The organism is Streptomyces sp. NPDC006435 (assembly GCF_040612315.1).
GTDB lineage: Bacteria > Actinomycetota > Actinomycetes > Streptomycetales > Streptomycetaceae > Streptomyces.
Genome location: NZ_JBEXPY010000032.1, coordinates 92,538 through 109,273, shown reverse-complemented (window position 1 = coordinate 109,273; position 16,736 = coordinate 92,538). Strand labels below are relative to the sequence as shown.

The following is a 16,736-nucleotide window of genomic DNA, read 5'->3' as shown; positions in this document are numbered from 1 at the left end:
CCTGGAACGGGCGCGGACGGGCCGACCGTCGAAGACTGAGTTCTGGGGCCTCTCGTTTTCCCCCTGCCGTCCTCGTCGCTCCCCTCGCGCCGGGCCCGGCTCGGCCGGACCCGCTTCGGTTCGCCCGGCATCTTCGGGTGGTCGGGCGGGTACGGCAGATCGCCGAGCCCGCGCTCCCGTTCGTCCCGGTCCGCCAGTTCCAGCAGCCCGTCGAGCCGGAAGGCGTGGTCGTCCAGGTCCGCGTGCACGTCGCCCGCCTCGGCGCAGCGCGCGGGCATGGTCCGGATGTCGAAGTCGCGCGGCTCGGCGTCGTCGAGCTCCGCCCAGCGCAGCGGGGCGGAGACCGGGGCGTGGGGGCGGGCGCGCACGGAGTAGGCGGAGGCGATCGTGCGGTCACGGGCGGCCTGGTTGAAGTCGACGAAGATCCGTTCGCCGCGCTCCTCCTTCCACCAGGCGGTGGTCACCCGGTCCGGCATCCGGCGTTCCAGTTCGCGTCCGGCGGCGATGGTGGCGCGCCGGACCTCGGTGAAGGTCCAGCGCGGCTCGATGGGGACGAGGACGTGGATGCCCCGGCCCCCGGAGGTCTTGGGCCAGCCGCGCAGCCCGTGGTCGTCGAGCACGGACCGAAGTTCGTGGGCGGCCCGCACGGCGTCGGTGTAGTCCGTCCCCGGCTGCGGGTCGAGGTCGATGCGCAGTTCGTCCGGGTGGTCGGTGTCGGCGGCGCGGACCGGCCAGGGGTGGAAGGTGAGCGTGCCGAGGTTGGCCGCCCAGATGACGGCGGCGAGCCCGGTGGGGCTGATCTCGTCGGCGGTGCGGCCGCTCGGAAAGGCGATCCTGGCGGTGGGGATCCAGTCGGGGAGGTTCTTCGGGGCCCGTTTCTGGTAGAAGGACTCGCCGTCGACGCCGTCCACGAAGCGCTGGAGGGTCGTCGGCCGGTCGCGCAGGGCACGGGTGATGCCGGGGCCCACGGCCAGGAAGTACTCGGCCACGTCCCGCTTCGTGTAGCCCTTCTGCGGAAAGTAGACCTTGTCCGGGTGGGAGAGCCGTACGGCCCGTCCGTCGACCTCCAGCTCCACCGCTTTCGCCGCTGCGCCCATGACGGTCACGGTAGGCCGGGCCCCGTCGTGTCGCACATCGGAGGAATTGTGCGGTTCCACGGGTGAGAATCCGACCATGGACCTTCCGGTGATGCCTCCCGTGAAACCGATGCTCGCCAAGTCCGTGAAGGACATCCCGCCGGGCATGCAGTACGAGGCCAAGTGGGACGGCTTCCGTGCGATCGTGCACCGGGACGGCGACGAGGTGGTGATCGGCAGCCGCACCGGCAAGCCGCTCACCCGCTACTTCCCCGAGCTGGTCGCCGCCGTCCGGGAGAATCTGCCGTCGCGCTGCGTGGTCGACGGCGAGATCGTGATCGTGCACGAGGGGCGGCTGGACTTCGACCGGCTCGGTGAGCGTCTGCACCCCGCCGCCTCCCGGGTGCGGCTGCTCGCCGAGCGGACCCCGGCCGACCTGGTCGTCTTCGACGTCCTGGCGCTGGGGGACGACTCGCTGCTCGCCACCCCGCAGTCCGGCCGCCGCACAGTCCTGGAGGAGGCCCTGGCCGGTGCCGCGCCCCCGGTGCACCTCGCACCGGCGACCACGGACCCGGCGGTCGCCCGGCAGTGGTTCGAGCGGTACGAGGGCGCGGGGCTCGACGGTGTGGTGGCCAAGCCGCTCGACCTGCCGTACCGGCCCGACGTCCGGGCGATGTACAAGGTCAAGCACGAGCGGACCGCCGACTGCGTGGTGGCGGGGTACCGCTTCCACAGGAGCGGTCCGGTCGTCGGCTCGCTGCTGCTGGGCCTGTACGACTCCGAGGGGGTGCTGCAGCACGTCGGGGTCTGTGCGGCCTTCCCGATGCGGCGCCGCGAGGAGCTGGTGGCCGAGTTGGAGCCGCTGCGCGTCGGTTTCCCGGACCACCCGTGGGCGGCCTGGGCCGACGAGCGGGCGCACGAGGACGCCCGGCTGCCCGGGGCGCGGAACCGCTGGTCCGGGAAGAAGGACCAGTCATGGGTGGCGCTGCGCCCGGAGCGGGTCTGCGAGGTGGCGTACGACCACATGGAGGGCGACCGGTTCCGGCACACCGCCCGGTTCCGCCGGTGGCGGCCGGACCGCGCCCCCGCCGGCTGCACGTACGCGCAGCTGGAGGAGGTGGTGCGGTACGACCTGGCCGAGGTGTTCTCAGCCGGCTGACGGCGTCCCGGACGGGGTGGCGCACGGGTCCTCGCTCGTTCCCGGGTCGGGCGACGGCTCCTCGGTCCCGCCGGACGGGTCGGCCGGGTCCGGGCTCGGGCTCGGCGAGTCGGTGGGGCAGCCGGGGGCGGAATCCGTGGGGCTGGGGTCGGGGCTCGTGCCGGGGTCGGGCGAGGCCGGTCCGCTGTCCGTCGGGTCGGGCGACGGGGTGCCCGGCCCGGTGGGGTCGGGGGAACCGGTCGGGTCCGGGGAGCCGGTGGGCGATCCGGAGGGGTTCGGGCCGGTGGTCGGGGACGGGGACGGGCCGGGCGATCCGCCGGGCTGCGGGCCCACGACGATGCCGCCGCCAGTGCCGGGGCCCCCGACCGGGTGCTTCGGCTTGTTGGGGCCGCCCGCGCCGGGGCTCTTCGGGACGGTGCCCTTGCCGTCGGCCACCGTGTGGACGCCCTTGCGGTAGAACTCCAGCCAGGACAGCACGGTGCGCAGATAGGTGTCCGAGTGGTTGTAGCTGAGGATCGCCCGGTCCAGGTCGGCCTTGACCGACAGGTCGCGGGGTCCGGCGCACAGGTAGTGCCCGGCGGCGAGGGCGGCGTCGTAGATGTTGTTGGGGTCGCGGCGGCCGTCACCGTTGCCGTCCTTGCCCCAGTGCGCCCAGGTGGAGGGGATGAACTGCATCGGGCCGACCGCCCGGTCGTAGGTCCGGTCGCCGTCGTACGCGCCGCCGTCGGTGTCCCGGATGCGGGCGAATCCGGCGCCGTCGAGCACCGGGCCGAGGATCGGGGTGGTCGTCGTGCCGTGGGCGTCGACCCGTCCCCCGCCCGCCTGGCCGGACTCGACCTTGCCGATCGCCGCGAGCAGTTGCCAGGGCAGGCGGCATCCCGGGTCGGTCCGTCCGAGCGCGCCCTCCGCCTTGCGGTAGGCGGCGAGGACGGTGGCCGGGATGCCCGCCTCGGTCCACGAGCGGACGGCGTCCGGGTTCCGCTTCTCCCCGGCCTTCGGCGGCTCGGGCGACTGCAGCGGGGGCAGCTCGGTGTGGTACGAGTCGTCGTTGGGAACCTGCGACCACTTGACCTCGTCGGCCTCCCGGCTCTCCTTCGCGGTCGGTTCGTGGCCGGCCGGTGACGGGGCCTGGGACGCGGTGAGCGCGGCCATCGCCGCGACGGCGGCCGCCGTGCCGCCGAGTCCGCGGCGCATCGTGCCGTTGAACCTCATGCGTGCTCCCCTCTCCCCCGGGTCACCGGGTGAACGTGTCGATGGCGGAGATCCGCCAGGTGCCGCCGCGCCGGACGGCGTCCACGGCGAACATGGCCGCCGCGTAGGTCGTCTCCTCCGCCTTGCCGGTACGGGTGTTGCTCTGGTCGGCGTAGATCAGCAGCCGGGCCCGGTCGCCGTTCAGGCGCTCCACCCCGCTGTCGGTGACGGTCGTGGTCAGCACCAGCTTCTGCTTCTGTCCCTGGGCGCGTACCTGGGCGAGCATGTCCCGGTGCTGCTCCACCGCCCTGCCGGTCAGATGGCTCTTCACCGCCCGGTCGGACTTGGCGGGCGAGGCGTAGTCGTACGAGAACACCGCGCCGACGGCCTCGGAGATCTGGCCCTTCACCTCGCTGGTGCGGCCGATGTCGGTGAGGGCGGTGTTCTGCCGGGCCGGGTCGTTGCGCAGGTCGCCGGCCGAGGCGAACGCCCAGGCGGCGTAGGCCCCCAGGAGCACGGTGAGGACGCCGAGAACGGCGGGGAGCCGGATGCGGAGCCGGGGCATCCGCCCGCGCCCCGGCTTCTCTCCCCCCGGCTTCTCCCCCTTCGGCTCCTCTCCGTCCGGGGTCTCCCCCTTCTCCTCCGTCGTCCGCTCGTCGTCGGCGGTGTCCGTGGCCTCGTCGGTGGTGGTGTCCGGCCCGCCCGGGGTCCGCGCGGACTCGTCCCCGGACGGGGCCGGGTCCTCCGGTCCGAGCGGCGGGGCGATGGTGGCGGTGGCGGCGCGTTCCGCGGCGACGGTGGCCAGTCGGCGCCGGCGGTTGACGAGATGACGGGTCGTCGACATGTGCGGGGTCCTCTCGGTGGCGGGGTGGGAGTCGGTGGCGTCGGAGCCGTCGGGGCCTTCGACCGGGCTCTCAGCCCGCCGTGTTGCCGACGGGCGCCTGGCCGAGGGCGCTGAGCTTCCACCCCTCGGCGGTCCGGGTGAGCTGTCCGATCATCCGGCTCTCCTTCACCGCGGGCTTGCCCTTGGGCGCGGTCACGGTGACCCGCAGCGCCACCATGACCCCGGCCCTGCCCGCCCGGTCGTCGAGTTCGGTGACCGCCCCGGACAGGATCTGGGCGGTGCTGACCGTCTTCGCCTCCTTGATCTGCTTCACGAACGCGTCCCGCCCGTCGACGAGTTGCCGGTGCAGGTCACCGGTGGTGGAGTCGGCCCAGCTGTCGAGGCCCTGCTCCAGCCTGCGGTGGTCGAGCGTGTTCATGTTCTGCACGGCCTGCTCGCCCGCGGCCAGCGCGTCGTCGCGGGCCTGCGCGTACGCCGCCGACTCGTCGTGCGCGGCCTCGTACCGGGACACCCCGCCCCAGACCGCCGCGCCGGCGGCCGCGACCGCCAGCGCGATCGCCGCCGCCACCAGCGGGTTCCCCGTCGTCCGTATCCGTGCCATCGTTCCCTCTCCCTGCCGGCCCCTGCGTGCCGAGTCGCGCGCGTGCGGCTCTTTCATCTGGCGGTGATCTCGACGACGGTCCACTGGCCGTCCCGCAGCCGGGCCGTGACCGACAGCTGTGCCGCCGCCGTGGTGGCCCGCCTGCCCTCGCGCTCGTAGACCTGGTCGAGGAAGACGAGCAGGTGGGCGCTGTCGTCCGTCAGCCGGGTCACCCCGGCGCGCACGACATGGGTGGTGAGCGTGAGCTTCTGGTCGGCGGCCTGCTTCTCGACCTGCCCGAACAGCGCCGCGTACTGCTGGAGCGCCTTGCCTGCCAGGAGTTTCCTCGCCGACTCCTTGGTGACGGCGGTGGCCTGCGGGCTGTACGAGAAGACCTTGCCCAGCGCGTTGCTGACGTCGCCCGCGACCCGGGTGGTCGCCTCTCTGTCGGTCAGCGCGTGGTTCGACGTGGCCGGGGTGTCGCGCAGTTGTCCGCCCTCGACGAAGAGCGCGCCGCCCGTCACGAGCAGCGCGGCCGTCAGGACGGCCGCCACCGCGCGCGGCCACCGCCGTCCGGGTTCGGGCTGTCCGGGCGGGTCCTCCCGGGCGTCCGTGCCGGGTTCCGCGAGCTCCTCGGTGTCCGGTGTGTCCACGTCCGTGCTCACGACCGCCGTACCTCCCCGTTCCCTCATGCGCCGCCCCCGGCCGTGATCGCCGTGAGCGCCTTGATCTTCCAGCCGTCCGGGGTCCGGGCGAGCGTGGCCTCGAAGCGTTTGCGTTCGGTGCCGCCCTTCCCGGTGCGCGGGGTGACCTCGACGTCGACGGTCGCGATCATCTCCGCGGTGCCGGTGCGTTCGTCGAGCGCGGTGAGTGCCGCGTCGGTGACCTTCCCGCGGGCGGTGGCGCCCGCCTCGGCCAGTGCCTCGGCGTCCTTGCTCCGGGTGCGTGCCAGCTGGTCGTGGAGCGGTCCGGTCGAGGAGTCGAGCCAGTCCCCGAGGCCGGCGTCCACGCTCCCGGCGTCCTTGCCGTCGAGGCTGTTCAGCAGGGCGAGGCGGCTCTTCCCCTCGGCCAGTGCGGTGTCCCGGCTCTTCGCGTACGCCAGGTCGTCGTCGCCGCGGGCCCGTGCGTACGACCAGCCGCCGAGGCCGCAGAGCAGCGCGGCGACGAGCAGCACCGCCCAGCCGCCCAGGGTCTTCGTGCGCGAGGTCATTCGCCGCTCCCCCGTCCGAGTCCGAGCAGTCCGGCCATGCCGTCGGTGGCCGGTGCGGGGTCCGGTGCGACACCGAGCGCTCCCGGCAGCCGGTTCGCCGTGCCGTTCCCCAGGAGCATCGAGCCGGGCCGGGCGGGCTCGGGCACGGGTCCGCCCCTCGGCGCGTTCGCACTGCCGCGCACGTTGATGCCGGTGCCGGGCGACGAGGTGCAGCGGGCCTTGGTGTTGACGGCCGGTCCGGGCGTGGTGTCCAGGCCGTTGCGGTAGGTGGTGCCCCCGTATCCGGCGGTGCAGGGCAGCGGTTCGAAGAAGGTGACCGACATGCCGAACCGGGCTCCGTCCCCGTCGATCGCGCTGGACCCGGCGGCGGCCACGGCGGGCAGTCGCACCAGGAGTTCCTCCATGCCGCGCTGGCGGGTGACGGCCACCTCGGAGGTGGTGAGGAGGTTGGCGACGACGACGCCGAAGGCCGGGTCGATGTCCCGCAGCAGTCCGCTCATCTGCCCCGCGGCGCCGGGGGCGGCGGCGATCAGTTTGCGCAGGTCGGTGTCGGAGCCCTTGAGCTGCGCGGCGAGTTCCTTGGCGCCGGAGGCGAAGCCCTTGAGCGCCTCGCCCTGTTCGGCCTGGGTGCGCAGCACCGTGCGGGCGTCGGCCATCAGCCGGGTGTTGGTCGGCAGGGCGTCGTCGGCCGCCCGGACGAAGTCGCTCCCGGTGTCCAGCAGGACCTGGAGGTCGTCGCCGCGGCCCTCGAACGCGGTGCCGAACTCGTCGACGACGGTGCGCAGGGACTCCAGGTTCACGGAGCCCGCCAGCTCGTCGACGCTGGTGAGCACGTCGGTGACGGGGGCGGGGACGGCGGTGTCGGCCTGGTCGATGATGGAGCCGTTCGCCAGGTAGGGGCCCTCGGACCGGGTGGGCCGCAGGTCGATGTACTGCTCGCCGACCGCGGAGAGGCTGGCGACGGTGGCCTTGAGGCCGTCCGGGATCTTCGGGGCGTCCTTCTCGATGCGCAGTTCGGCCTCGATCCCCTCGTCGGTCAGCTCGATCGGTCCGACCCGGCCCACCGAGACGCCCCGGTAGGTGACGTTGGAGTGGGTGTACAGCCCTCCGGTGCGCGGGAGCTGGACCTTGACGGTGTAGTAGCTGCGCAGGCCGACGTAGTGCCCGAGGTCGGCGTACCGGATTCCGAGGAAGCCGAGCACGAGCACCGCGATGACGAGGAAGGAGATGTTCTTGAGCCGGATGGAGAGGGTGATCATCGGCTGCTCCCCTTCGTTTCCGCCGTCCGTACCGCGGGGAGGGGCAGTGGCAGTGCCGTGCCGGTCCCGATCTGCGGAGCGGCCGGGGGTACGAGCGACGGGATGATCTGCGTGCCGGGCATGGCCGTCACATCCAGGTAGACGTTGAGGTAGTCGCCCTTCACCCCGCGCAGCACCTCGTCCGTGAACGGGTAGGTGAACAGCACCTGGAGGGAGTCGGGCAGGTCCTGGCCGGAGTCGGCGAGCGCCTTGAGGGTCGGGGCGATGGCCTTGAGGTCGGCGACCATGTCGGCCTTGCTCTTGTTGATCGTGTCGACGGCGACGCCGGAGAGCGTGTCGAGCGAGCGCAGCATGGTGAGGAGCGAGCCGCGCTGCTTCTCCAGGACCTTCATGCCGGGGGTGAGTCCGGTGAGGACCGTGCCGACGTCCCGTTTGCGGGTGGCGAGGGTGGCGGAGAGCCGGTTCACCCCGTCGAGCGCGTCGGTGATGTCCCCCTTGTGCTCCTCCAGGTTGGTGACGAGGGTGTCGACCCGGCCGAGCATGGAGCGGACCTGGGGTTCGCGTCCGGCGAGTGCCTTGTTCAGCTCGGTGGTGATGGTCTTGAGCTGGTTGACGCCGCCGCCGTTGAGGAGCATCGACAGGGCGCCGAAGACCTCCTCGACCTCGGGGTTCCGGTTGGTCCGGGTCAGCGGGATGCGGTCCCCGTCGGCGAGCCTGCCCTGTGCGGTGCCGCGCGCGGGGGCGGCGAGCTGGATGTACTTCTCCCCCAGGAGGCTGGACTGTTCCAGATGGGCGTAGGCGTTGGCGGGCAGGTCGACCTCGCCGTTGACGCGCATGGTGACCTTGGCGTTCCAGCTGCCCGAGCCGAGGGAGACCTTGGTGACGCGGCCGACGGCGACGTCGTTGACCTTCACCGACGCCTGCGGGGCGAGGCTGAGGACGTCCGCGAATTCCGCGGTGACCTCGTAGGGGTGGTCGCCGAGGTCGGCACCGCCGGGCAGCGGCACCTGGTCGAGGCCGGTGAACGAGGGCAGGCCGGAGCCGGTGACGACCAGGGTCAGCCCGACGCCCACGGCCAGCAGCGCGGCGATGCCGGTCGTGCGGGCTCCGGGTCTGCGCAGGACACGGCTCATCGGTTCGCCCCCTTCTTGTCCGTGGCGTTGTCCGCCGGGGTGCCGTAGACGGTGCCGACGGCCGGGAGCGGCAGGGCGGGCAGCGCCTTGCGGCGGGCGGTGTCCACCGGGGTGAGGCCGGCGAGTGCGGCGGCCCCGGTGAGCGGCCCGCCCATGGAGAGTTCGTTGAGGTTGGTGCGGCCGTTGAGCGTGCGGTGTGCCGGGTCGTAGGCGTTGAGGACGTTGTCCGCGGCGAGCGGCAGCGTGTCGAGCGACTCGGCGAGCGAGGCGCGCTGGTCGACCAGGGTCTGGGTGATCGGTACCAGTGCTTCCACGTTCGCCTTCAGGGCGCCGCGGTTCTTCTGGATGAAGCCCTTGACCTGCCCCAGCGCGGTGCCCAGTTCCTTCAGTGCCGCGCCGAGGTTCTCCTTGTCGTCGGCGAGGAATCCGGTGACCGTGTTGAGCTGCTGTTCGGCGGCGCGCACATTGCCGTCGTTCTCCTTCAGCATGGTGGTGAAGGTCTGCAGGTAGGAGAGCGTGTCGAAGAGGTTCCCGCTGCTCTTGTCGAGGGTCTTGGTGGCCTTGCCGAACTGCTCGATGGATTCCCCGATGGCCTTTCCGTTGCCGTCGAGGTTCTTGGCCCCGGTGTCGAGGAGTCCGGAGAGCTCCCCGTTCGCGTTGGCCCCTTCCGGGCCGAGGGCCTTGGAGAGCTTCGTGATGGAGTCGTACAGCTGGTCCACCTCGACGGGGGTGGCGTTCTTCGCGGCCGGCAGCACCGCGTCGTCCTCGATCAGCGGTCCCCCGTCGTAGGCGGGGGCGAGCTGGACGTAGCGGTCGGCGACGAGGCTGGGGGCGACGACCACGGCGTGCGCCCCCTTGGGGACCTTGACGCCCTTGTCGACCCGCAGGGTGACCTCGACCTCCTCCCCCCGGGGCGTGACCGATTCGACCCGGCCGACCCGGACGCCGAGGATCCGCAGGTCCGATCCGGCGTACACGCCGGTGGCCTGGTCGAAGTAGGCGGTGATGGTCGTCGTTCCCTCGTCGTCCATGGCCATCACCCCGCCGGTGACCGCGACGGCCACCACGACGAGTCCGGCGCCCATGCCGACGATGCGCTTCATCTTCATGTCAGCGGCCGCCTCGCTGCTTGGGTGGCATGCATCCGGTCGCCGGGGGTGTGCCGGCGGGCAGGTAGTCCTTCGGGACGAGTCCGCAGACGTAGTTGTCGAACCAGCGGCCGCTGCCGAGGGTGTTGCCGACGAGCCGGTTGTACGAACCGGCGAGCGAGAGCACCTTGTCGAGGCTCTTGCGGTTCTTCACCAGGACCGAGGTGACCCGGCCGAGCGAGTCCAGGGTCGGCTTCAGCTGCTTGTCGTTGTCCTTGACCAGGCCGGTGATCTGGGTGCCGAGGTTCCGGGTGCCGGTGAGCAGCAGGTGGATGGAGTCGCGGCGGGCCTGGATCTCGCCGAGGAGCAGGTTGCCGTCCTCCAGCAGGGTCTCGAAGCTGCTCTTCTTGTTGGCGAGGGTCTTGGTGAGCTGCTTGCTGCCCTTGAGGAGGGTGGCGAGCTGGGCGTCGCGTTCGGAGACCGTCTTCGAGAGGGCGGAGAGGCCCTCGGCTGCGCTCTTCACGTCCGGCGGGGAGTCCTTGAAGGTGGCGGAGATCGTCTCGAAGCTCTTGGCGAGCTGGTCGGTGTCGATCTCCTCGATGGTCTCGCCGAGCCCGTTGAACGCCTGGGTGACGTCGTACGGGGAGGTGGTGCGGCTCGCCGTGATGCGTTCGTCCGGGTCCTGCGGGGCGTCGCCCAGCGGGTCGACGGCGAGGTACTTCTCGCCCAGCAGCGTCTTGATGGCGATGCCGACGGTGGAGGCGTTGCCGATCCAGGCGTCCTCGACCCGGAAGCCGACCTTCACCTTGGAACCGTCCAGCGACACGCCGGTGACCTCGCCGACCTTCACGCCGGCGACCCGCACCTCGTCGCCCTCCTCCAGTCCGGCGGACTCGGTGAAGTCGGCGCTGTAGGTGGTGCCGCCGCCGAGGAAGGGCAGCGAGTCGGCGCGGTAGGCGCCCAGCCCGACGAGGGCGAGGACGACCAGTCCCACCACGGCGACGGCGACGGGGTTGCGTTCCCGTACGGGTTTGATTCTCATGCCAGGCACCTCGGCTGTGTGATCGCGATGCCGGTGGGCGGGGCGCTGCCGTCCTCGGTCGTCACTCCGCCGACCCTGGCCTCGCAGAGATAGAGGTTGAGCCACGAGCCGTACGAGGCGAGCCGGCTGATCGCCGTCATCTTGGCCGGGGTCTTCTTCAGGAAGTTCTCGATCTGCGGGGTGCCCTCGACCAACTGGTCGGAGAGCCGGCCGAGTTCCTCGATGTCCTTCTTCAGCGGCTTGCGGCCGTCCTCGAAGAGGTCCGCGGTGACGGTGGTGAGCGCGCCCATGGCGGTGACCGCCTCGCCCAGCGGTTTGCGGTCGCCGGAGAAGCCGGTGACGAGTTTCTGCAGGGTGACGACGAGGTCGTTGAAGCCGTCCTCGCGGTCGTTGACGGTCTTCAGGACCGTGTTGAGGTTCTTGATCACCTCTCCGATGACCTTGTCCTTGGCGGCGATCGTGCCGGTCAGCGAGCCGACGTGGGAGAGGATGCTGTCGACGGTGCCGCCCTCGCCCTGGAGCACCTGGACGATGGAGCCGGCCAGCTGGTTGACGTCCGGCGGGGAGAGTCCTTCGAACAGCGGCTGGAAGCCGTTGAAGAGCTGGGTGAGGTCGAGTGCCGGGGTGGTGCGGGAGACCGGGATGGTCGCTCCGGCGGCGAAGCTCTCGCCGACCGGTCCGGCGCCCTGGTCGAGGTCGACGTACCGCTGGCCGACCATGTTGAGGTACTTGATCGACGCGGTGACCGAGGCGGGGAGCTTGCGTCCCTTGCGGACGGCGAAGCCGACCTCGGCGAGCCTCTTGTCGGCCACCTCGATGGATTCGACCTGCCCGACCTTGACCCCGGCGATCCGGACGCTGTCGCCGACGATCAGTCCGGTGGCGTCGGTGAACCGGGCCTTGTACCGGGTGGTCTCGCCCACTCCGGTGTTGGCGATGGACAGCGCCAGCACGGTGGTGGCGAGCACGGTCACCAGGATGAAGACGATCGACTTCGTCAGCGGCCCGGCGAGGGAACGGCGCTTCACTTGAGCTTCACCTCCGCACCGCGGAAGGCCGGACCGATGAGCACGCTGCTCCAGTCGGGCAGGGTCTGCGGCTGGACTTTCAGTGAGGGGGCGACCAGCTCGTTCACGAGCCGGCTCTCCTGCGGGGAGTTGGGCATGCCGAGGGCGGGGCCCCGGTCGGGCCGTGCGGTCCGGTCCGCCTCGCCGCCGCGTGCGGCGCTCTCCTGCGAGGCGGCCGGTGCCGTACGGGCGTCCGCGGTCGGTACGGTCCTGCCGACGTACGGCACGGAGTAGCAGTGCGGTCCGCCGGTGGCGTCGTAGACCGGGGTGTCCCGGCCCGGCACGTACTTGCCCTTGGACTTCACGGGCTGGACCGAGACGTGGAGTCCGGGCTGGTCGGTGCCCTTGCCGAGCGCCTTGTCCATGGCGGGGACGAACCCGGCCATGGTCCGCAGGGTGCAGGGGAATTCGTCCGAGTACCGGGCGAGGAGTTCCAGGGTCGGCCTGCTGGTGGCGGAGAGCCGGATCAGGTTGTCCTTGTTCTCCCGGAGGAAGGAGGTGATGTCCTGCGCGGAGGCGGTGGTGGCCCCGTACAGGTCGGCGAGCTGTGCCTGCTGTTCGGCGACGGTGCCGCTGGTGGTGGTGAAGTCGGTGAGCGCGTCGAGGATGTCGGGGGCGGCGTCCCCGTACACCTTGCTCACCTTGACGAGTTCCTTGATGTCGGCGTTGAGCGTGGGCAGTTGGGGGTTGAACTTCGCCAGGTGGGCGTCGAGCCTGACGAGGGTGTCGCCGAGTTTCTCGCCGCGTCCTTCCAGGGCCTGGGACACCGCGCCGAGGGTGGAGGCGAGTTTCTCCGGCTTCACTGCGGTCAGCAGCGGCAGGACGTTGTCGAGGACCTCCTCCAGCTCGATGGCGTTCTTCGAGCGGTCCTGCGGGATGACGGCCCCGGCCCGCAGTGTCCGCGCGGACGGTGCGGCGGGCGGCACGAGTGCCACGAACCGTTCGCCGAAGAGCGTGGTGGGCAGCATCTGGGCGGTGACGTCGGCCGGTATCCGGTCCATCTCGTCGGGGTCGATGGCGAGGGTGAGCCGGGCTCCGTCGCCGTCGGCCGCGATGCCGCGGACCTGTCCGACGACGACGCCGCGCAGCTTCACGTCGGCGTTCTGGTGCATCTCGTTGCCGACACTGCCGGTGCGTACGGTCACGGTGGCGTCGTCGGTGAAGTCCTTCCGGTACACCGAGACCGAGACCCATACGAGTACGGCGGGCACGAGGAGGAAGGCGACTCCGGCGAGCCGGTGGCGGGCGGTCTGCGCGCGTCGGGAATTCATCAGCCTGCCACCTTCACCGTCGTCGTGGCGCCCCAGATGGCGAGGGAGAGGAAGAAGTCGGTGACGCTGATGAGCACGATGGCGTTGCGCACCGAGCGGCCGACCGCCACCCCCACCCCGGCGGGCCCGCCCGTGGCGTGGAAGCCGTAGTAGCAGTGGGCGAGGATCACCATGACGCTGAAGATCAGCACCTTGAGCACGGACAGCAGCACGTCGTCCGGGGAGAGGAAGAGATTGAAGTAGTGGTCGTACGTGCCCGCGGACTGTCCGTTGAACAGGATCGTGATGGAACGGGAGGCGAGGTACGAGGAGAGCAGCCCGATCGCGTACAGCGGGATGATCGCGACGACCCCGGCGATGATCCGGGTGGAGACGAGGTACGGCATGGACCGCACGCCCATCGACTCCAGGGCGTCGACCTCCTCGTTGATCCGCATGGCGCCGAGCTGGGCGGTGAAGCCGGCGCCCACGGTCGCGGAGAGTGCGAGGCCGGCCACCAGCGGGGCGATCTCGCGGGTGTTGAAGTAGGCGGAGATGAAGCCGGTGAAGGCGGAGGTGCCGATCTGGTTGAGGGCCGCGTATCCCTGGAGGCCGACGACGGTGCCGGTGAAGAGGGTCATCGCGACCATCACGCCGATGGTGCCGCCGATGACCCCGAGGCCGCCGCTGCCGAAGGCCACTTCGGCCAGCAGCCGCTGGACCTCGCGCAGATAGCGGCGCAGGGTGCGCGGTATCCAGATCAGCGCCCGGACGTAGAAGGTGAGTTGTTCACCCGATCGATCGAGCCAGCTGAGCATCGACATCGGTCAGCTCCCCTTCGCGGGGACGATCTGGAGGTAGATCGTCGTGAGGACCGTGTTCACGAAGAACAGCAGCATGAAGGTGATGACGACGGACTGGTTGACCGCGTCGCCGACGCCCTTGGGGCCGCCGCGCGGGTTGAGTCCGCGGTAGGCGGCGACGATGCCCGCGATGAAGCCGAAGATGAGCGCCTTGATCTCGCTGATGTACAGGTCGGGGAGCTGGGCGAGGGCGGAGAAGCTGGCCAGGTAGGCGCCGGGGGTGCCGTGCTGGAGGATCACGTTGAAGAAGTAGCCGCCGAGCGTGCCGACGACCGAGACCAGGCCGTTCAGCAGGACGGCCACCAGCATGGTGGCCAGGACGCGCGGGACGACCAGGCGCTGGATGGGCGAGACGCCCATGACCTCCATCGCGTCGAGTTCCTCGCGGATCTTCCGGGACCCGAGGTCGGCGCAGATGGCCGAGCCCGCCGCGCCGGAGATCAGCAGCGCCACGATGATCGGGCTGGCCTGCTGGATCACGGCGAGGACGCTGGCGCCGCCGGTGAAGGACTGGGCGCCGAGCTGCTGGGTCAGCGAGCCGACCTGGAGGGCGATGACCGCGCCGAACGGGATGGAGACGAGCGCCGCGGGCAGGATGGTGACGCTGGCGACGAACCAGAACTGTTCGACGAACTCCCTGAACTGGAAGGGCCTTCGGAACATCTCCCGGCTCACGGTCGCGGCGAGGGCGAACAGCTTCCCGGTCTCGCGCAGCGGGGCGAGCAGCCGGGTCGGTTGCTTCTGCCCCGGTTGCTTGCCCGTCTTCCGTCCGCCCGCGCCGTCCGTGCCGTCGGAGCCGGACGGGGGCGGTTCGGGGGGCAGTACCGGCATGGGGGCCGTCACGGGTTCCCACCGCCCGCGGCCGGGGCGTAGCTCTTCATGATGGCGGTACGGGCGGCCTCGGGCAGCTGGCCCATCATCGACAGGACCCGTTCCCGGCGGCGCAGGGCGGCCTGTCGCACGGGCAGGCCGGGGGACGGCTCCAGCTGCGGCACGACGGTGCGCGGCGCGTTGGCGGAGCTGATGCCGACCCCGTAGCCGTTGATCTCCTCGGCGGCGAGGGTGGCGGCGTCCTTCTCCTCGGCCATCCCGATGGGGCCCTCGCGGCGTCCGGCGAGGAACTGGGAGACGACGGGCATGTCGCTGGTGAGCAGTACCTCGCGCGGTCCGAAGGTGACCAGGTTGCGGCGGAACAGCATGCCCATGTTGTCCGGGACGGTGGCCGCGATGTCGAGGTTGTGGGTGACGATGAGCATCGTCGCGTCGATCTGCGCGTTGAGGTCGATGAGCAGCTGGGAGATGTACGCGGTGCGGACCGGGTCGAGTCCGGAGTCCGGTTCGTCGCAGAGGATGATCTGCGGGTCCAGGACGAGGGCGCGGGCCAGGCCGGCCCGCTTGCGCATGCCGCCGGATATCTCGCCCGGCAGTTTGTCCTCGGCGCCGAGGAGCCCGACGATGTCGATGCGCTCCATGACGATCCGGCGGATCTCCGATTCCTTCTTGCGGGTGTGCTCGCGCAGCGGGAAGGCGATGTTGTCGAAGAGCGACATCGATCCGAAGAGCGCACCGTCCTGGAACATGAGCCCGAAGAGTTTCCGGGTCTCCATGATCTCGCGTTCCGGACTGTTCACCATGTCGACGCCGTTGATGAGGACGCGCCCCTGCTCCGGCTTCAGCAGACCGATGATGGATTTCAGGAAGACGGTCTTCCCGGTGCCGGAAGGCCCGAGCATCACACTCACCTCGCCGGCGGGCAGCGTGAGGGTGACGTCCTGCCAGATGTTCTGCTTGCCGAAGGACTTCGTCAGGCCCTCGACGACTACTTCGATTCCCATCGGCCCTCCTTCGAAGTTTCTGTGAACGAAGTCATCTGTCAGCGCTCCGGCTCCGGTAAATCCAATGGCGGCTCGTCACACATGCACCAGGAGGCGCACACGCTATGTCTGTCGAAACCGCCAGGACAAGCCGTTGAGCAGCGGAAATCGACGAATCTGAGATGCAGTACGGGTCACTTGTCAACAAGTGACAAAGCCGTACGGCGGCTTTGTCGAAACATGCGCAAGCTTTCCGGCCGGAAGGCCGGATTCCGGCGGTCGGCGGGGCCGGATCCACCGGGGCCCCCGAGGTACCGAACGAGCAGCCGAGGACACCTTTCCCCGCTGCTCAACCGGGACGCTACGGCTCGGTAACCTGCCTCCGCAATAGCAGTTGCTCAACTTTTTGCACAATGACCGGCGTTCTCGCGGTTTTTGTTGCCGGGTGAGTATTCGATTTCATTCACTTGTCGAGAAGTGAGTCGTTCCGGTCCCCGGCGCGAAGAACCCGTGGGACCCACCGCGCACGTCCGCCCCGCCCGGCAGTACCAGCCGGACGGGGCGGACATCGGAGGAACGGTACGGTCCTCAGGCGAACTCGACCCCATAGGCGGCCGAGTACTGGACCGGGTCTCCGGCGTTGAGAATTCCGGCGCAATTGTCGGCGCTCGAGACGACGAGGCCCGCCCCGCCATTCACCGTGGCCTCATTGGTCGTGGTGTTGAATACGACGTTGCTGATCGTCCCGGTGATCGAGCCCGTGCAGATGCCCAACAGCGTTTCCATGCTGAACCGCACCTTGAAGCCCGAGATGCTCCCGCTGATCACACCACCGGACGAGCTCGCCGGGTGGAACGTCATGGGACCGGCCTGCTCGATCTCGGCGGCGGAGCCCAGTGCCCCCACGCACTCCCCCCAGGTCACCGTTCCGACGGCGCCGTCGGCCGTGCTCGTGGCGGTGCTCCGGCCGCAGGAGATCTCCTGGGCGGTGGTGGTGTCGATGAAGTCGGCCCGTGTTCCGGGTACGAGCGTCGCCGTCCAGGCCCCGGTGGCCGGGACCGGCGAGGCGGAGGCCGCGGGCACGGCCGCTGCCACCACCGCGGCGGCCGCCGCGGCCACACACATGGTCCGTCCGGACAGAAGTCCCATCGGATCTCCTC

General features: G+C 70.7%; 17 protein-coding genes. 1 reads left to right on the top strand and 16 read right to left on the bottom strand.

From position 1 onward, the window contains the following. On the bottom strand, positions 1-1,076 hold a 1,076-nt coding region (ligD, locus tag ABZZ04_RS27705), incomplete at its 3' end, for a non-homologous end-joining DNA ligase (RefSeq protein ID WP_356934944.1). A gap of 97 nt (positions 1,077-1,173) precedes the next feature. On the opposite strand from ligD, the gene ABZZ04_RS27700 reads away from it, so the two are divergent. Beyond that, positions 1,174-2,235, top strand: a complete 1,062-nt coding sequence (locus ABZZ04_RS27700; protein ID WP_356934942.1) for an ATP-dependent DNA ligase — start codon at positions 1,174-1,176, stop codon at positions 2,233-2,235. On the opposite strand, the gene ABZZ04_RS27695 is transcribed toward ABZZ04_RS27700, so the two are convergent. The 15 genes from ABZZ04_RS27695 to ABZZ04_RS27625 all read right to left on the bottom strand — a co-directional run bounded on the left by ABZZ04_RS27695 (position 2,224) and on the right by ABZZ04_RS27625 (position 16,725). Continuing rightward, a complete protein-coding gene (locus tag ABZZ04_RS27695; protein WP_356934941.1) occupies positions 2,224-3,447 on the bottom strand; it encodes a lytic murein transglycosylase in 1,224 nt (407 codons plus the stop codon). The two genes, ABZZ04_RS27700 and ABZZ04_RS27695, sit on opposite strands and share 12 nt — an antisense overlap. A 22-nt stretch (positions 3,448-3,469) precedes the next feature. Then, positions 3,470-4,270 (bottom strand): hypothetical protein, encoded by an 801-nt coding sequence (locus tag ABZZ04_RS27690; protein WP_356934940.1) that lies wholly within the window; start codon positions 4,268-4,270, stop codon positions 3,470-3,472. Between the two features lie 70 nt (positions 4,271-4,340). After that, complete coding sequence (locus ABZZ04_RS27685) at positions 4,341-4,871, bottom strand: nuclear transport factor 2 family protein (protein WP_356934939.1); 531 nt, start codon at positions 4,869-4,871, stop codon at positions 4,341-4,343. A 53-nt stretch (positions 4,872-4,924) separates the two neighbouring features. Then, positions 4,925-5,542, bottom strand: coding sequence for a hypothetical protein (locus ABZZ04_RS27680; protein WP_356934938.1), 618 nt, complete (start codon positions 5,540-5,542; stop codon positions 4,925-4,927). Beyond that, on the bottom strand, positions 5,539-6,060 hold the full coding sequence (locus ABZZ04_RS27675) for a hypothetical protein (RefSeq protein ID WP_356934937.1): 522 nt from the start codon (positions 6,058-6,060) through the stop codon (positions 5,539-5,541). The genes ABZZ04_RS27680 and ABZZ04_RS27675 overlap by 4 nt, the downstream gene beginning before the upstream one ends. Continuing rightward, positions 6,057-7,319 carry an MlaD family protein gene (locus tag ABZZ04_RS27670; RefSeq protein WP_356934936.1) on the bottom strand — a complete coding sequence of 421 codons (1,263 nt, stop codon included), beginning with the start codon at positions 7,317-7,319 and terminating at the stop codon, positions 6,057-6,059. Before ABZZ04_RS27670 ends, ABZZ04_RS27675 begins: the two co-directional genes overlap by 4 nt. Continuing rightward, entirely contained in the window at positions 7,316-8,452 is a 1,137-nt protein-coding gene (locus ABZZ04_RS27665; protein WP_356934935.1) for an MCE family protein, read from the bottom strand. The genes ABZZ04_RS27670 and ABZZ04_RS27665 overlap by 4 nt, the downstream gene beginning before the upstream one ends. Next, complete coding sequence (locus ABZZ04_RS27660) at positions 8,449-9,561, bottom strand: MCE family protein (RefSeq protein WP_356934934.1); 1,113 nt, start codon at positions 9,559-9,561, stop codon at positions 8,449-8,451. Before ABZZ04_RS27660 ends, ABZZ04_RS27665 begins: the two co-directional genes overlap by 4 nt. 1 nt (position 9,562) lies before the next feature. Further along, positions 9,563-10,582, bottom strand: a complete 1,020-nt coding sequence (locus ABZZ04_RS27655) for an MCE family protein (protein ID WP_356934933.1) — start codon at positions 10,580-10,582, stop codon at positions 9,563-9,565. Beyond that, the gene (locus tag ABZZ04_RS27650; protein ID WP_356934932.1) at positions 10,579-11,610 is read right to left on the bottom strand and encodes an MCE family protein; all 1,032 of its coding nucleotides are present in this window, start codon (positions 11,608-11,610) and stop codon (positions 10,579-10,581) included. The genes ABZZ04_RS27655 and ABZZ04_RS27650 overlap by 4 nt, the downstream gene beginning before the upstream one ends. Beyond that, on the bottom strand, positions 11,607-12,920 hold the full coding sequence (locus ABZZ04_RS27645; RefSeq protein WP_356934931.1) for an MCE family protein: 1,314 nt from the start codon (positions 12,918-12,920) through the stop codon (positions 11,607-11,609). The genes ABZZ04_RS27650 and ABZZ04_RS27645 overlap by 4 nt, the downstream gene beginning before the upstream one ends. Continuing rightward, a complete protein-coding gene (locus ABZZ04_RS27640) occupies positions 12,920-13,723 on the bottom strand; it encodes an ABC transporter permease (protein ID WP_356934930.1) in 804 nt (267 codons plus the stop codon). The genes ABZZ04_RS27645 and ABZZ04_RS27640 overlap by 1 nt, the downstream gene beginning before the upstream one ends. A gap of 3 nt (positions 13,724-13,726) precedes the next feature. Beyond that, positions 13,727-14,605, bottom strand: coding sequence for an ABC transporter permease (locus ABZZ04_RS27635; protein ID WP_356934929.1), 879 nt, complete (start codon positions 14,603-14,605; stop codon positions 13,727-13,729). Beyond that, a complete protein-coding gene (locus tag ABZZ04_RS27630; RefSeq protein WP_356934928.1) occupies positions 14,602-15,597 on the bottom strand; it encodes an ATP-binding cassette domain-containing protein in 996 nt (331 codons plus the stop codon). The genes ABZZ04_RS27635 and ABZZ04_RS27630 overlap by 4 nt, the downstream gene beginning before the upstream one ends. A 567-nt stretch (positions 15,598-16,164) precedes the next feature. After that, positions 16,165-16,725, bottom strand: coding sequence for a hypothetical protein (locus tag ABZZ04_RS27625; RefSeq protein ID WP_356934927.1), 561 nt, complete (start codon positions 16,723-16,725; stop codon positions 16,165-16,167). Between the last annotated feature and the right edge of the window lie 11 nt (positions 16,726-16,736).

Bases quoted from the DNA above. Each gene is read 5' to 3' on its own strand.
- ABZZ04_RS27655 (WP_356934933.1), bottom strand. From the start codon at position 10,582: ATGAGAATCAAACCCGTACGGGAACGCAACCCCGTCGCCGTCGCCGTG.
- ABZZ04_RS27685 (WP_356934939.1), bottom strand. From the start codon at position 4,871: ATGGCACGGATACGGACGACGGGGAACCCGCTGGTGGCGGCGGCGATC.
- ABZZ04_RS27660 (WP_356934934.1), bottom strand. From the start codon at position 9,561: ATGAAGATGAAGCGCATCGTCGGCATGGGCGCCGGACTCGTCGTGGTG.
- ABZZ04_RS27675 (WP_356934937.1), bottom strand. From the start codon at position 6,060: ATGACCTCGCGCACGAAGACCCTGGGCGGCTGGGCGGTGCTGCTCGTC.
- ABZZ04_RS27680 (WP_356934938.1), bottom strand. From the start codon at position 5,542: ATGAGGGAACGGGGAGGTACGGCGGTCGTGAGCACGGACGTGGACACA.
- ABZZ04_RS27625 (WP_356934927.1), bottom strand. From the start codon at position 16,725: ATGGGACTTCTGTCCGGACGGACCATGTGTGTGGCCGCGGCGGCCGCC.
- ABZZ04_RS27690 (WP_356934940.1), bottom strand. From the start codon at position 4,270: ATGTCGACGACCCGTCATCTCGTCAACCGCCGGCGCCGACTGGCCACC.
- ABZZ04_RS27645 (WP_356934931.1), bottom strand. From the start codon at position 12,920: ATGAATTCCCGACGCGCGCAGACCGCCCGCCACCGGCTCGCCGGAGTC.
- ABZZ04_RS27630 (WP_356934928.1), bottom strand. From the start codon at position 15,597: ATGGGAATCGAAGTAGTCGTCGAGGGCCTGACGAAGTCCTTCGGCAAG.
- ABZZ04_RS27670 (WP_356934936.1), bottom strand. From the start codon at position 7,319: ATGATCACCCTCTCCATCCGGCTCAAGAACATCTCCTTCCTCGTCATC.
- ABZZ04_RS27700 (WP_356934942.1), top strand. From the start codon at position 1,174: ATGGACCTTCCGGTGATGCCTCCCGTGAAACCGATGCTCGCCAAGTCC.
- ABZZ04_RS27665 (WP_356934935.1), bottom strand. From the start codon at position 8,452: ATGAGCCGTGTCCTGCGCAGACCCGGAGCCCGCACGACCGGCATCGCC.
- ABZZ04_RS27695 (WP_356934941.1), bottom strand. From the start codon at position 3,447: ATGAGGTTCAACGGCACGATGCGCCGCGGACTCGGCGGCACGGCGGCC.
- ABZZ04_RS27640 (WP_356934930.1), bottom strand. From the start codon at position 13,723: ATGTCGATGCTCAGCTGGCTCGATCGATCGGGTGAACAACTCACCTTC.